Origin of the sequence: Shinella zoogloeoides (assembly GCF_033705735.1) — a bacterium.
GTDB classification, from domain to species: Bacteria; Pseudomonadota; Alphaproteobacteria; order Rhizobiales; family Rhizobiaceae; genus Shinella; species Shinella zoogloeoides_A.
The window spans coordinates 938,077-952,503 of the sequence record NZ_CP131131.1 but is presented as its reverse complement, the minus strand read 5'-3'; the positions used below and the strand labels follow the sequence as shown (position 1 = coordinate 952,503).

General features: G+C 67.0%; 15 protein-coding genes. 7 read left to right on the top strand and 8 right to left on the bottom strand.

The genetic code is table 11. The features are described from left to right. Positions 1-40: 40 nt before the first annotated feature. Both ShzoTeo12_RS22175 and ShzoTeo12_RS22170 read left to right on the top strand, forming a co-directional pair. Positions 41-1,222 (top strand): serine hydrolase, encoded by a 1,182-nt coding sequence (locus ShzoTeo12_RS22175; RefSeq protein ID WP_318912483.1) that lies wholly within the window; start codon positions 41-43, stop codon positions 1,220-1,222. Positions 1,223-1,231: 9 nt separating this feature from the next. After that, positions 1,232-2,902 (top strand): amidohydrolase, encoded by a 1,671-nt coding sequence (locus ShzoTeo12_RS22170; RefSeq protein WP_318912482.1) that lies wholly within the window; start codon positions 1,232-1,234, stop codon positions 2,900-2,902. A gap of 23 nt (positions 2,903-2,925) precedes the next feature. Here ShzoTeo12_RS22170 and ShzoTeo12_RS22165 read toward each other — a convergent pair whose 3' ends face one another. The 5 genes from ShzoTeo12_RS22165 to ShzoTeo12_RS22145 form a co-directional block, all read right to left on the bottom strand. After that, positions 2,926-3,708, bottom strand: coding sequence for a carbon-nitrogen hydrolase family protein (locus tag ShzoTeo12_RS22165; RefSeq protein ID WP_318912481.1), 783 nt, complete (start codon positions 3,706-3,708; stop codon positions 2,926-2,928). A 10-nt stretch (positions 3,709-3,718) separates the two neighbouring features. Then, the gene (locus ShzoTeo12_RS22160) at positions 3,719-4,516 is read right to left on the bottom strand and encodes an ABC transporter permease (protein WP_318912480.1); all 798 of its coding nucleotides are present in this window, start codon (positions 4,514-4,516) and stop codon (positions 3,719-3,721) included. Further along, positions 4,513-5,367: an ABC transporter permease gene (locus ShzoTeo12_RS22155; RefSeq protein WP_119255808.1), complete on the bottom strand. Its 855-nt coding sequence runs from the start codon at positions 5,365-5,367 to the stop codon at positions 4,513-4,515. Before ShzoTeo12_RS22155 ends, ShzoTeo12_RS22160 begins: the two co-directional genes overlap by 4 nt. Continuing rightward, complete coding sequence (locus ShzoTeo12_RS22150; RefSeq protein ID WP_318912479.1) at positions 5,364-6,398, bottom strand: ABC transporter ATP-binding protein; 1,035 nt, start codon at positions 6,396-6,398, stop codon at positions 5,364-5,366. The genes ShzoTeo12_RS22155 and ShzoTeo12_RS22150 overlap by 4 nt, the downstream gene beginning before the upstream one ends. A 96-nt stretch (positions 6,399-6,494) precedes the next feature. Continuing rightward, a complete protein-coding gene (locus tag ShzoTeo12_RS22145; protein ID WP_413251194.1) occupies positions 6,495-7,583 on the bottom strand; it encodes an ABC transporter substrate-binding protein in 1,089 nt (362 codons plus the stop codon). 309 nt (positions 7,584-7,892) lie between these two features. Here ShzoTeo12_RS22145 and ShzoTeo12_RS22140 point away from each other — a divergent pair, with 309 nt between their 5' ends. The 5 genes from ShzoTeo12_RS22140 (at position 7,893) to cueR (ending at position 13,327) form a co-directional block, all read left to right on the top strand. Further along, the gene (locus ShzoTeo12_RS22140; RefSeq protein WP_318914317.1) at positions 7,893-8,909 is read left to right on the top strand and encodes a LysR substrate-binding domain-containing protein; all 1,017 of its coding nucleotides are present in this window, start codon (positions 7,893-7,895) and stop codon (positions 8,907-8,909) included. 15 nt (positions 8,910-8,924) lie between these two features. Beyond that, positions 8,925-10,091 carry an aminotransferase gene (locus ShzoTeo12_RS22135; RefSeq protein ID WP_318914316.1) on the top strand — a complete coding sequence of 389 codons (1,167 nt, stop codon included), beginning with the start codon at positions 8,925-8,927 and terminating at the stop codon, positions 10,089-10,091. Between the two features lie 78 nt (positions 10,092-10,169). Further along, positions 10,170-10,382: a heavy-metal-associated domain-containing protein gene (locus ShzoTeo12_RS22130; protein WP_318914315.1), complete on the top strand. Its 213-nt coding sequence runs from the start codon at positions 10,170-10,172 to the stop codon at positions 10,380-10,382. Positions 10,383-10,457: 75 nt separating this feature from the next. Next, positions 10,458-12,920 (top strand): heavy metal translocating P-type ATPase, encoded by a 2,463-nt coding sequence (locus ShzoTeo12_RS22125; protein WP_318914314.1) that lies wholly within the window; start codon positions 10,458-10,460, stop codon positions 12,918-12,920. Continuing rightward, the gene (gene cueR / locus ShzoTeo12_RS22120) at positions 12,917-13,327 is read left to right on the top strand and encodes a Cu(I)-responsive transcriptional regulator (protein ID WP_318914313.1); all 411 of its coding nucleotides are present in this window, start codon (positions 12,917-12,919) and stop codon (positions 13,325-13,327) included. Before ShzoTeo12_RS22125 ends, cueR begins: the two co-directional genes overlap by 4 nt. A 3-nt stretch (positions 13,328-13,330) precedes the next feature. Here cueR and ShzoTeo12_RS22115 read toward each other — a convergent pair whose 3' ends face one another. The 3 genes from ShzoTeo12_RS22115 to ShzoTeo12_RS22105 form a co-directional block, all read right to left on the bottom strand. Beyond that, on the bottom strand, positions 13,331-13,732 hold the full coding sequence (locus tag ShzoTeo12_RS22115; protein WP_318914312.1) for a type II toxin-antitoxin system VapC family toxin: 402 nt from the start codon (positions 13,730-13,732) through the stop codon (positions 13,331-13,333). Next, entirely contained in the window at positions 13,732-13,968 is a 237-nt protein-coding gene (locus ShzoTeo12_RS22110; RefSeq protein ID WP_119255816.1) for an antitoxin, read from the bottom strand. The genes ShzoTeo12_RS22115 and ShzoTeo12_RS22110 overlap by 1 nt, the downstream gene beginning before the upstream one ends. Positions 13,969-14,031: 63 nt before the next feature. After that, positions 14,032-14,424: a YybH family protein gene (locus ShzoTeo12_RS22105; RefSeq protein WP_318914311.1), complete on the bottom strand. Its 393-nt coding sequence runs from the start codon at positions 14,422-14,424 to the stop codon at positions 14,032-14,034. Positions 14,425-14,427: the final 3 nt, after the last annotated feature.

Here is a 14,427-nt window from a genome sequence, read left to right as displayed (position 1 = left end):
GGGAAGGCTTCGGCCTTCCCGCGCTTCGGCTGAATTTTTCATGATCAGGACCTTCAAGGACAGGCACGGCTTTGCCCGCGCCGATGTGACCCTCGCCAACTGGCGCACCGCCCCCTACAGCCGCTGGACCTTCCAGAACGTGCGCGACTTCGTGCCGACCGCGGTGATCGCCGCGGAGAACGCGGCGGCCGAAGTGCCGCTTGCCAGCGGCTTCTTCCTCGACATGGCGATGGAGACCGGCCTTGCCGGGGCCTCGACGGCGCGCGCCTTCCTCGAATTCGCGCAGACCGACGCCTTCGTCATGATGCGCCGGGGCGAGATCGTCGCGGAATATTACGCGCCGCATGCCGACCCCAATGCGCCGCATCTCGTCTTCTCCATTTCCAAGTCGCTGACCGCCGTCCTCTCGGGCATCCTGGAAGCGCAGGGCCTCATCGATCCCGACCGGCCGGTGACGGACTATCTGCCGGAAGCCAAGGGCAGCGTCTACGGCGACTGCACCTATCGCGACGTGCTCGACATGCGCGTCAGCCTCGATTTCGAGGAGGCCTATCTCGATCCCTATGGCGCCTTTGCGCGCTACCGCCGCGCCATGCTGTGGAACCCGCCGATGAAGGACGCCGAGCCGGAGACGCTCGCCTCCTTCCTGCTGACGCTGCAGAAGGCCGAGCGGCCGCATGGCGGCCCCTTCTACTACGCATCCCCGAACGCCGACCTGCTCGGCGTCGTGATCGAGCGCGCAACGGGCGCCCGCTTCGCCGACCTCACGTCCGATCTCTTGTGGAAGCCGATGGGCGCCAGGGGCAATGCCGATATCACGGTGGATGCCATCGGCACGCCGCGCACCGCCGGCGGCGTCTCCATGACGGCGCGCGACCTCGCGCGCCTCGGCGAGCTCCTGCGCAATCACGGTGTCCGCAACGGCCGGCAGGTCGTTCCAGAGGGCTGGATCCGCGACATGCAGGAAAACGGCGACCGGGAGGCCTGGCAGCAGGGCCGCAATGTCGACCTGCCCAACGGGCGCTACCGCAGCCAGTGGTACCAGTCCGGCGAAGCGGACGGGGCCTTCTGCGCCATCGGCATCCACGGCCAGTGGCTCTATGTCGATCCCAGCACGGAAACCGTCATCGTCAAGCTCTCGTCCCAGCCGGAACCGCTCGGCGACGAGGAGAACCAGGACATCTTCACCTTCTTCCGCGCGCTCTGCCGCCGGGCTGTCTGAGGAACGCACATGCAGGCCGAAGCAAGCTTCATTATCCGCAATGCGCGGGTGCTGACGATGGACGATGCGAACCCGCGCGCCGCCGCCGTCGCCGTCTCGGGAAACCGCATCCTGGCCGTCGGGTCCGAGGCCGAGATCGACGCCTATTCCGGCCCCGATACCCATGTGATCGACGCGAAGGGCGCGACCGTTCTGCCGGGCTTCAACGAAGCGCACATGCACATTTTCGGCGGCTCGGCCGAGCTGCGCGAACTGTCGCTGATGGGCGTCAAGGGCTTTGACGCCCTCGACAGGGCGCTGAAGGCCTATGCGGCGGACTATCCGCAGCGCGACCTGCTGATCGCCCAGCATGCCGACTACACGATCCTGTCCGATGACGAGCGCGTGACGCGCCACCACCTCGACCGCATCCTGCCCGACCGGGCCGTGCTGATCTTCGCGCCGGACCATCACACCGCCTGGGCGAACACGCTGGCGCTGAAGATGGGCGGCATCCTCGAAGGCCGCGACGTCGGCATCGGCAACGAGATCGTCATGGGCGAGGACGGGCTTGCCAATGGCGAGTTGCGCGAAAGCAACGCCATCCGCCCGGTCTCCGCGCTCGGCGAAACCGGCGCGCGCGAGATGCTCGGCGTCGGTACCGGCGGCGATCCCGACCATGTGACGGCGGAAGAACGGGCGGCCGACATCGAGATCATCAGGGAAGGTCTCGCCTATGTCGCCTCGCTCGGCATTACCTCGCTGCAGAACATGGATGGCAGCCTCTACCAGCTCGAAATGCTGGACGAGATCGAGAAGACGGCGGGCCTACCCGTGCGGGTGCGCATGCCCTTCCACATGAAGAACTTCATGCCGCTCTCGGACCTCGAAGCCAAGGCGGCCGCGTGGCGCGAGCGCTTCAATACGGATCGCCTGCGCTCGGATTTCGTCAAGCTCTTCATGGACGGCGTGACGGAATCGGGTACCGCCGTCTTCGTCGACGACTACAGCCACCAGCCCGGCTGGAAGGGCGAGCCGCTGTTCTCGCAGGCGCATTTCGACGAGATCGCCATCGCCGCCGACAGGCTCGGCCTGCCGGTCGCCGTCCACGCCATCGGCGACGGCGCGGTGCGCATGGTGCTGAACGGCTACGAGGCCGCCATCGAGGCCAATGGCAGGCGCGACAGCCGCAACCGCATCGAACATATCGAGGTCGTGCATCCGGACGACGTTCCGCGCTTCAAGGAACTCGGCACCATCGCCTCCATGCAGCCGACGCACCCGCCGGGCAGTGCCGGCCTGCCGCTGGAGCCTTACCTCTCCTATATCGGCGAGGAACGCTGGCCCCATGCCTTCGCCTGGCGCACGCTCACCGATGCCGGCGCGCCCATCGTGTTCGCCACCGACTGGCCGGTCTCGCCGCTCGATCCGATGCACTGCATCCAGTGCGCCATGACGCGCACCGTCTGGAAGGAGGGCATGCAGGATCAGCGGCTTTCGCTGCACGAGACGCTCGCCGCCTATACGCGGACCAGCGCCTGGGTAGAGTTCATGGAAGATCGCAAGGGCGTGCTGAAGCCCGGCTATCTCGCCGACATCGTCGTGCTCTCGGCCGATGTGGAGGCCGCCGATTTCGCGGACCTCGCCGCCATCCGCCCGGTCACGACCATGTGCGATGGGCGCATCACCTACCAGGCCTGATCGAGCCCGGGCGGGGCGGCTTGTTACCCCGTCCGGCCGAGATCGACCAGATAGGTGTTTTCCGCCCGCGACACCGCGTAGTCCTCAGGGCGGATTTCCGCGAAGAGCAGGGTCTCGCCTTCGGCTGGAGCTTCGGCGAGCAGCATGCCGTCCGGGGCGGCGATGCGCGAGAGGCCGGCATAGCTGAAGCGGTCGTCGGCGCCGCAATGGTTGATGTAGGCGACGAAGACCTGGTTCTCGAAGGCGCGGACCTGGATCATGTGGCCCGCGATGAAGGTGCCGGCAGCGCCCTTTGGCAAGGCGGTCGGCACGATGACGAGCTCGGCGCCGGCAAGCGCCAGGCGGCGGACATTCTCGGGGAATTCCACGTCGTAGCAGATCAGCATGCCGAGCCGGACGCCGCCGAGCTCCACCATGACGGAGGCCGGCACGCCGGGCCGGAAGGCATGCCGCTCGTAATCGCCGTAAAGATGGGACTTGCGGTAGACGGCATTGGTGCCGATGCCGTCGGTGAAGAGCGCGCTGTTATAGACATGCGAGCCTTCCCGCTCGGCGAAGCCCGCCACGATGGCAAGCCTGTTCTCCTGCGCGATGGCGCTCAGCCGCGCCGCCACGTCGCCCGTCGCCGGCGAGGCGAGCCGCGCGAAGGCCGCATCGCCCGCGCCGTAGCCGGTGACGGCAAGCTCCGGCACGATCAATAGCTTGGCGCCGGCCGAGGCCGCATCGGCGGCCGCGGCCGCGATGCGCTGGATGTTGGCTTCGTCATCGCCGGCGATGGCATGCATCTGGAGGGCGGCAATCCGCATGGGTTTCGTCCTAATCCCGCGACGACATGGCGCCGAGCAGCTTGGGCAGATCGCCGAAGCGCGCGACGAGACCGAAAATGGTGGCGGCGATCGCCACGAAGAGGATCGTGACCGAGGCCATCGTCGGCGTGTAGCCATAGCGCAGCGCGTTGAAGATCTTGATCGGCAGCGTCTCCATCGTGAAGCCGATCGTCATGTAGGCCACGATATACTCGTTGAGCGACAGGACAAAGGCGAAGGCATAGCCGGATATCAGATAGGGCAGGATCAGCGGCAGGACCACCGTGCGGAAGATCGTGCGGTCGTCCGCGCCCATCGTCGCGGCCGCTTCCACCAGCGAGCGGTCGATGGAGGAGAAGCCGAGCGAGAGCGTCACCAGCGGCAGCGTCACGAAGAAGATGGCATGGCTGATCACCGCGGTCGCCGGCTGGCCGTAGAAGCCCGTCGTCGCCCAGAAGGTGAGGAGGCCAAGCGCGGTGATGACCGGCGGCAGCGTGAAGGGCGCGATGCCGAGAAGCTGGAAGATATTCGCCCAGGGCGCATCCCGCCGCCACAGGAACCAGGCGAGCGGCAGCGCGATCAGGAGCGCCACGGCGGCGGAGAGCGCGGCGAGCGTGATCGAGGCGAAAAGGGCGTTGCGCCATTCGACATTGGCGAAGATCTCGCCGTACCAGCCGAGCGAAAAGCCCTGCGGGGGGAAGGCGAGCGTCTGCTTCTCGTTCACCGAGACGCCGGCGACGACGATGATCGGCAGCGAAAGGAACAGGCCGATCAGGCCGAAATAGAGCCGTTGCAGCAGCGTGTTCATGCGGCTTCCCCCTTGCGGCCGGCATAGACGGTGAGCGCGACGAGGCCGAGCGTGACGAGCACGAGGAAAACGGCCATGGCGGCGGCGAAGGGCATGTTCGACTGGTAGATCGCCTGGTCGGTGATGAGCACCGAGAGCGTCCAGTGCTGCGGCCGGCCGAGGATCTGCGGCAGCAGGTACGAGCCGAGCGCGAAGATGAAGACCATGATCAGGGTCGCGACGATGGTGTTGCGCAGCGCCGGCACGACGACGGTGAAGAAGGCCTTGACGGGCGAAGCGCCGAGCGTGCGCGCGGCCTCCGTCAGCGTCGGATCGAGCCGCACGAGGGCGGGATAGAGCACCAGCACCGTATAGGGCAGCGCCTGGTAGACCATGGCGGTCAGCACCGCGCCGAAGCTCGGGTTCAGCGCCACCGCCTCCTTCAGGATGCCGAGCGCGACGAGGATGTTGGTGATGCCGGCGGTGCGCGAGAAGAGCGTCGACCAGGCAAAGCCGATGATGACCTCCGACAGCGACAGCACCGAGAGCAGCGCCACCAGCCAGAGCACCTGCGCGCGCCGCCCGGCGCGCGAGAGGAGATAGGTGAAGGGCACCGCGAGCACGACGCAGCAGATGGCGACGGCGATCGCGAGGAACAGCGAGAAGCCGAGCACCTTGCCGAAGAACAGGCTGAGGAAGCGGGCGTAATTGTCGAAGACGAAATCGGCCGAATAGAAGCCGGCCGGATCGCGCTTGAAGAAGGAGACCGCGATCATCGTCGCGAAAGGCACGACGAAGAAGACGATCAGCATGCCCGCCGGAAAGACCAGCGGCGCATAGTCCGAGAGTTTCTGCGGGGGCTCGCGTCTCATGACTTCAGCACCACGCAATCGGCTGGGTCGAGCCCGATGCCAACCTCCTGCCCGATGGCGACCTCAGGCCGGGCATTCGGCATGGAGACGGCGACGATCTGCTTGCCGCCGGCCTCCACGAAGGTCTCGATCGTGCCGCCGAGATCGCGAATGAAGGTGACCTTGCCGGTGATCGCGCCGTTGCCGGGCGCGGTCAGGCGCACGTCCTCGGGCCGCACCGAAAGGATGCCGGACGAAAGGCCGGCCGGGAGGGCAAGACCGGCGACCGGACTGCCGAGAACCGAGGCGCCGGAGGCGTCCGCGGAGAAATCGATGAGGTTCGTCATGCCGATGAAGTCGGCGACGAAGGTATCGGCCGGGCGGCGGTAGATCTCGACCGGCGGGGCGGCCTGGCGAATCTCGCCGCCGTTCATGACCACCACGGTGTCGGCCATGGTCATGGCCTCGCGCTGGTCGTGGGTGACGACGATGGTGGTGATGCCGAGGCGCTGCTGGAGCTGGCGCAGCTCCACCTGCATGGCCTCGCGCAGCTTGGCGTCGAGCGCCGAAAGCGGTTCGTCGAGCAGGAAGAGCTTCGGCGAGATGGCGAGCGCGCGGGCGATGGCGACGCGCTGGCGCTGGCCGCCGGAGAGCTTCGCGACCGGGCGGTCGGCGTAACCCGTGAGATGGATCATCGACAGAAGCTCATCGACGCGCTTCTTCTGCTCCTCCTTGCCGACGCCGCGGATGCGCAGCGAATAGGCGATGTTCTCGCCGACCGTCAGATGCGGGAAGAGCGCCAGCGACTGGAAGACCATGCCGAGGTCGCGCTTGTGCGTCGGGACATGGGTGATGTCCGCGCCGTCGAGCCGGATCTCGCCGCTCGTCGGCAGGTCGAGGCCGGCGACCATGCGCATCAGCGTGGTCTTGCCGCAGCCGGACGGGCCGAGAAGGCAGACGAAGGTGCCGTGCGGCACGGTGAGCTGCACGTTCCTGACGGCCGTAAACGTGCCGAATTGCTTGGTGACGTTCTGAAGGGTCAGCCCGGACATTGGTTCTCCGCTCGGCGCGTTCGTTGTGATGACGCCCGGCCGCCGGCATATCGCATGCGGGCGGCCGGGCGGGCATTCTTCGATCGCAGGCTCTTATCAGCCGGCGATCATCTCCGTCCACTTCTGGTTCAGCCAGTCGGCCTTGGTCGTGTAGAGATCGTAGCGCGGGATGATCGGCTCGATATCGGACGACACGGCGGCGAATTCCTCGGCCGAAAGGTCGAGCAGGTCGCGCTTGACGGTCGGCGCGGTACCGACCTTGCGCGACAGGATCGCCTGGATCTGCGGCTGGCACATATAGTTGATGAAGGTGTGGGCTTCCTCGGTCTTCTGCGAGGCGCGCGACAGCGCCCAGCAGCCCGAATCCATGATGCCGCCTTCCTTCGGGAAGGTGGAGCGGACCGGCTGGCCGTCCTTGGCGGCAAGGCCCGTCACGTCATGGTAATACTGGCCCATCGGGATTTCGCCCGATTTCAGCGACTGCTCGAACTGCGCCTCGTCGCGGTACCAGAGACGGACGTTCGGCTTCACCTCGGCAAGCTTCTCGAAGGCCTTGACCTGGCCTTCCTCGGTGTCAAGCGCGTTCGTGCCGCCGAAATGGGTCTTGGCCGTCACTTCCAGAAGGAAGGAGTTGGAGACGAGCGCGAGCAGGCCGAGCTTGTCGGCATTCGCCGGATCCCAGAGCGCGGCCCAGGAGGTCGGCGCTTCCGGATAGACATTGGTGTTGGTGACGAGCGTGATGTACCAGGCGACCGCCCCGATGCCGGCGACGCGGCCGTCCGGATACTTGTTGACGAAATGGTCGATGAGGTTCGATCCGTTCGGAATCTTCGCCATGTCGAGCGGCGACCAGAGCTCGGTCGACTGGCCCTTGAGCATGGCGACCTGCGACATCATCGAGACGTCGGCGGGAGCCTGGCCGGCGCGGGCGGCCTGCTCGAGCTGGACGAGCCAGGCCTCGCCGGTCGGCTCGGCGACCGATTCCACGGCGATGCCCGTTTCCTTCGTGAAGTCCGCGAAGATGTTCTTGTCGAAGGAATCCTTGAAGTAGCCACCGTAGACGCCGACCTTCAGCGACTTGTCCTGCGCGCGAAGGACCGCCGGCATGGCGAGCAGCGAGGCGCCGGCAACGCCCGCACCCAGTACGGCGCGGCGGCTGACATTGGCCTTGAGGATGTCACGCATGGTCGTCTTTCTCCTTATAGGCCGGCCGGTCGATCCGGCCGGGAGTGTTCCCGTTGTCGTCATTCTATGTCAGGCCGTCGGCGCCACGGAAGGGCCGAAAGCCGTCAGGGTCGGATTTTCGTGAAGAAACCTGCATGCGGCCGGCGCGGAGCGTCGCCGCGCATTCCCAATCCGGCCGGAGCCTCCCGATCGTTCCCCAGGGCTTCGCCCTCGTTTTTGCCAGTATCGTAATAAAACGCCTGGAAAAGCAATTGGCATTGTTATAGCGTTCGCCGTGAGAAAAACTCACGAAACAGGTTTCCCGCTTTCATGGCCTCGCGCCTGCCGCCGCTCAATCCCCTGCGCGCCTTCGAGGCCACCGTCCGCCGGGGTTCCGTCTCCGCCGCGGCGCGCGAGCTGAGCGTCACGCATGGCGCGATCAGCCACCAGATCCGCGCATTGGAGGAAGCGCTCGGAACGGCGCTGTTCGAGCGCGGCGGCAAGCGGCTGAAGCTGACGCCGCAGGGCGCACTGCTCCTGCCGGCCGTCACCAACGCCTTCGGCGAGATCGCGGCGGCGACCGCACTGATGAAGCAGCCGGAAACACGCGGCGACATTTCCATCGCCTGCGTGCCCGCCCTCCTCTCGCTCTGGCTGCTCCCGCGCCTTCCCTCCTTCACCGAGCATTATCCCGGCGTGCGCCTCAAGCTGGTCGCCTCCAACGATCCCGAGCACCTGCGCTCGCTCGACACGGATGTCTGCGTGCTCTACGGCGACGGCAACTGGCCGGACTGCTGGACGCGGCTCTGGTCGAACCTGCAGCTCTTTCCCGTCGCCAGCCCCACGCTGCTCAACAGCCGGCCGCTGCGCTCGGTGCGCGACCTTGCCGACCATACGCTGTTCCACGGCGACGACGGGCGCGAATGGAACACCTGGCTGGCGGCGGCGGACGCTATCGACATGCCGCGCGGCCCGCAGCATTTCATGAGCGATGCGCGCCTTTCCACCGAGGCGGCGCTGCATGGCCAGGGCATCGCGCTCGGCGACACGATCACCGCCAGCAGCCTGATCGCCCGCGGCGACCTCGTCGTGCCCTTCGGCCTCACCGTGCCGGCGAACCATGCCTTTTACGTCGCCTGCCGGCAGGCGGCGCGCCAGACGCCCATCGTCAAGGTCTTCATCGACTGGCTGTTCGCTACGCTCGAGGAGACCCTTCCCGAGCCGCAAGCCTCCGCCCGCATGCCGATGCGCGGGCGTGGCGGTCGGGCGGCCGATGCTCATCGCTCCCTTTCGGCCCCGGCCCCGCGCCGGCCCGCTTCCAGCCAACCGCGCAAGACCCGCGCCTGAACGTCAGAGAAGACCATGCCCCGTTTCAATCCGCTCGTCGCAAACCTTTCCGCCCCGCCGATCCCCTCGGTCTTCGCCTGGGCCTCCGCCTATGACGGCAGCAGCGGGCCGATGATCGACCTGTCGCAGGCCGTTCCCGGCTATCCGCCGCATCCCGAGATGCTGCGCCTGCTCGGCGAGAACGCCGCCTCGCGCGCCTATACCGGCTACGGGCCGATCGAAGGCGAGGAGAGCCTGCGCAAGGCCTATGCCGCACATCTGTCCGAGACCTACGGCACCACTCTTGCCGCCGGCAACGTCCATGTCACCGCCGGCTGCAACCAGGCCTTCATCTGCGCCGCCATGGCGGTTGCCGGGGCGGGCGACGCCGTGCTGATGACCGATCCCTATTACTTCAACCAGGAGACCACGCTCGCCATGCTCGGCGTGAGGACGCGCTTTGCGCCCTGCGACCCGGCGAACGGCTTCCTGCCCGACGTCGAGACGCTTGCCGCCGCCATCACGCCGGACGTCAGGGCCATCGCGCTCGTCTCGCCGAACAACCCGACGGGCGCGGTCTATCCGCCGGAACTGATCGCGGCGATCTACGACCTCTGCGTGACGCGCGGCATCTGGCTGATCCTCGACGAGACCTATCGCGATTTCCTGCCGGGCGGCGCCGGCCGGCCGCACGATCTCTTCGCCCGCAAGGGCTGGGAGGAAACGCTGATTGGCCTCTACAGCTTCTCGAAATCCTTCTGCATTCCCGGCCACCGCCTCGGCGCCATCACCGCCGGCCCCGCCGTGGTGGAACAGGTGGCGAAGATCATGGACAATCTCCAGATCTGCCCGCCCCGCTCCGCCCAGGCCGCCGTCGCCACCGCCCTGCCGCTGCTGGCCGACTGGCGCGAGGAGAATCGCCGCGAAATCGCCCGGCGCGTCGAGGCGCTACGGACGACCATGGCGGGCGTTCCGGCCTGGCGCGTCGGCGCCGTCGGCGCCTATTTCGCCTTCATCGGCCATCCGTTCGAGGGTACGCCCTCCGCGCGCGTCGCGGAAAGGCTCGCCAAGGAGGCGGGCATCCTCTGCCTTCCGGGCAGCTATTTTGGCGAGCGGCAGGAGGGCTACCTGCGCTTCGCCTTCGCCAATGCGGATGTCGAGACCATTTCGCGGCTAAGGGAACGCCTCTCCAATTTCGGTTAAGCGGCGTTGTGAGTAAATCGGCCTTGACCTTCCCACGGGGGAAGGGTTCAGCATGGCGCAAACATCAGGAGATTGCCCATGAGCGACGACAAGACCCTCGCCTTCACCGTTGAAGACATGACCTGTGGGCACTGCGTCAGGACGATCACCGGCGCGGTGCTTGCCGCCTACCCTGCCGCCAGGGTCGATATCGATCTTGCCGCAAAGCGCGTCTCCATCGAGAATGCCGGCGACCGCGCCGCCGTCGCTTCCGTCATCGCGGCCGAGGGCTATTCGCCGGTTGACGCCTGATGCGTCAAGTTGGCGCTTGACCTTGACACGATGGGAAGGTGCACGATCTATCCGACTTAGGATGAAAGGTGCACCATGCTCACCGAAACCGACCGCCAGACCATCAAGCTTTCCATCTCCGACATGACCTGCGCCTCCTGCGTGCGCCGGGTGGAGAAGGCCATAGAGAAGGTGCCGGGCGTTGCCGGCGCCGCCGTCAATCTCGCGACGGAAAAGGCCGAGGTGACCTTTGCCGGCACGCCCGATATCGCGGCCGTCGCCGATGCCGTGCGCAAGGCGGGTTATGGCGTTGCCGAGGAGGTGCTGGAATTTCCCGTCGAAGGCATGACCTGCGCCTCCTGCATCGGCCGCGTCGAGAAGGCGCTTAAGGCCGCGCCCGGCGTGCTGGAAGCCACCGCGAACCTTGCCCAGGAGCGTGCCCGCGTGCGCTTCCCCAAGGGAGCCACGTCCTTCGAAGAACTGGCCGCCGCCATCGAGCGCAGCGGCTACAAGGCCATTCGCGAAACGGCCGCCGCGCCCGAGGAGGATCGGCGCGCCGCCGAGGCGAGGACGCTGCGGCGCGATCTTCTGATCGCCGCCGTGCTCACGGCGCCGCTCTTCGTCATGGAGATGGGGGCACATGCCTTCCCCTCCTTCGGCCACTACATCCATGAAACGCTCGGCATGCAGACGAGCCGGGTGATCCAGTTCGTGCTCGCGACGCTGGTGCTTCTCGGCCCGGGGCTGCGCTTCTTCCGCAAGGGCATTCCGAGCCTCCTGCGCCTTGCGCCGGACATGAATTCGCTCGTCGTCATCGGCACCTTCGCCGCCTGGAGCTTTTCCACCGTCGCGACCTTCGCGCCCGGCCTGCTGCCGGGCGGCACGGCCAATGTCTATTTCGAGGCGGCCGCGGTCATCGTGACGCTCATCCTTGCCGGACGTTATCTGGAGGCGCGCGCCAAGGGGCGCACCGGCGAGGCGATCCGGCATCTTGCCGGCCTGCGCGCCAAATCCGCCCGCGTGCTGCGCGACGGCAAGGCCGAGGACGTGCCGCTGGAAAGCGTCGTGCCCGGCGATATCGTGCTGGTGCGGCCGGGCGAAAAGGTGCCGGTCGACGGCGAGGTGACGGACGGCAGCTCGTATGTCGACGAATCCATGATCACCGGCGAACCGATGCCGGTAGCGCGCACGGCGGGCGACATGGTGACGGGCGGCACGGTGAACACGACCGGCTCCCTCACCTTCCGCGCCACCCGTGTCGGCGCCGATACCGTGCTCTCGCAGATCATCCGCATGGTGGAGGACGCACAGGCGGCGAAGCTCCCGATCCAGGCGCTGGTCGACCGCGTGACGCAATGGTTCGTCCCGGCGGTCATCGCCGTGGCGCTTGTCACCTTCGGCCTCTGGCTGGCGCTGGGGCCGAGCCCGGCGCTCGCCCATGCGCTGGTCAATGCCGTCGCGGTGCTCATCATCGCCTGCCCCTGCGCCATGGGTCTTGCGACGCCGACCTCCATCATCACCGGCACCGGACGAGCCGCCGAACTCGGCGTGCTCTTCCGCCAGGGCACGGCACTTCAGACGCTTGAAGGCACCGAGATCGTCGCCGTCGACAAGACCGGCACGCTGACGCTCGGCCACCCGACGCTGACGGAGATCGTGCCGGCGGCGGGCTTTGGCCGCGCCGACGTCCTCACGCTGGTCGCCGCCGCCGAGGTGCATTCGGAGCATCCGATCGCGATGGCCATCCATGAGGCGGCCGTGGCGGAGGGCATCGACCTTCCGGCGGCGTCCGGCTTCGTGACGACCTCGGGACAGGGCATTTCGGCAGACGTCTCCGGCCGCAGGGTGGAGGCCGGCTCGGTCGGCTTCATGCAGGCGCGCGGCCTCGATGTCGCTCCCTTCGCAGGGGATGCCGAGCGACTGGCCGCCGAGGGCGCCTCGCCGCTCTATGCCGCCATCGACGGCAAGCTCGCAGCGCTCTTCGCCGTCACCGACCCGGTGAAGCCGACGACAAAGGCGGCGGTCGCGGCCCTGAAGGCACTCGGCATCGAAGTGGCGATGATCACCGGCGACAACCGCCGCACCGCCGAGGCCGTCGCGGCGAAGCTCGGCATTACCAGGGTGATGGCCGAGGTGCTGCCGGACGGAAAGGTCGCGGCGGTGCGCGAGCTTTCGGCCAATGGCGCGAAGAAGGTCGCGTTCGTCGGCGACGGGATCAACGATGCGCCGGCGCTGGCCGCGGCCGATACGGGCATTGCCATCGGTACCGGCACGGACGTCGCCATCGAGAGCGCCGACGTGGTGCTGATGGCCGGCGACATGCGAGGGGTTGCGACGGGCATCGCGCTGTCGCGGGCGACCATGCGCAACATCCGCCAGAACCTCTTCTGGGCCTTCGGCTACAATGTCGCGCTCATTCCGCTCGCCGCCGGCCTGTTCTACCCGGCCTTCGGCATCCAGCTTTCGCCGGCACTGGCGGCAGGTGCCATGGCGCTCTCCAGCGTCTTCGTGGTTACGAACGCGCTGCGGCTGAAGCGTTTCAAGGGAGGTGCGGCATGAATATCGGCGAAGCGGCGGAGGCGACGGGCGTCACCGCCAAGATGATCCGGCATTACGAGCAGATCGGCCTTATCCGCGCGGCCGGCCGCACGGGTTCCGGCTACCGTGTCTACGGCCCGAAGGACCTCTCCACGCTCTCCTTCATCCGCCGCGCCCGCGACCTAGGCTTCTCCATCGCCCAGATCCGCGACCTCCTCACCCTCTGGCAGGACCGCGCCCGCGCCTCCTCCGACGTCAAGCGCATCGCCAGCGAGCATATCGACGAGATGCGGGCCAAGATGCAGCTGCTGCAGGAGATGGTCCACACACTGGAACACCTCTCCGCCCACTGCCACGGCGACGACCGGCCGGACTGCCCGATCCTCGAGCAGTTGGCGAGCGGGAAAAGCGAAGAGGGATGCTGCTAGCGCCTAGCTGTCGAGCCAATTCTCGAGCCGGAGGCCGGGATAGGCCGCGAAGTCACGAAGGTTGTTGGTGACAAGCACGACATCGGCGGCGATGGCGTGAGCGGCGATGAGCTTGTCGAGATGATCGGACTTCCGCTCGCGCGTCGCCATGCGCACCGGCCCGTAGGCGTCTCCCGCCAATCGGTCGAACGGCAGGACGGGAATAAGCTCGACCAGATCGCTCAGATTCAGGCCCTCCCGCGCCGGATCGCGGGAAGCGGCGACACCGTATTGCAGCTCGGCATAGGTGATGGCGGACATCGCGACATCACCGACCTGGCATGCCGCGAAACGGCGCGCCACCTGCTCCGGCTGGTTCTTCATGAGATAGATACACATGTTCGTGTCGAGCATGTAGCGCGGCATCAGAGCGTATCCCGCTCAGCCTGCTCCTGGTCGCCGCGTCCTTCGGCCATGAAATCCGGCGAGAAACGCGCGAAGCGGTCGAGAACACCGGCGAGCGAACGCCGTGCCGGGCGAATACGCAGTTCGTCGCCGACGCGCTCGATCTCCATCTCGACTTCGGTATTCTCATAGGCGAGGTCCGATGGGATGCGGACCGCCTGGGAATTGCCGTTCCTGAAAACGCGGGTTCTGTGCATCGCTTGCTCCTTCGACAGAGGAATAGCACAAAAGCCGCGCGACGTACACACCTATGTGTGTACTCAGGCCGCCGCCGAAAGGTGTTCGTGTACGGCGAGCCAGTGGCCGGTGGGGTCGCGGGAAAAGACGATGGTCTCGCGTTCGTTGTTGGTCAGCTTTTCGCCGCCCACCGAAAGCTCGGTTTCGACGGCGTGGGTGAAGATGGCGACGTCGCCGAGGAGTTGAACGCGGCGGTCGGTGGAGCGGCAGGCGTGGATGCGGAAGCCGTCGCGTTCCTCCCAAAGCGCCCATTCGGCCTCGTAGGCGGCGCGGCCGTCGAGGGGACGGTCGAGATTGTAGAAGAGGAAGGTCGCCTGCGGGGCGAAGGCGGCGAAATAGGCGTCGCGGTCGTGGCGGGCGAAGGCGGCAACGAGGGCGTCGGCGGCGGAGAGAACGGCGGCTTGCGTGTCGGTCATGCT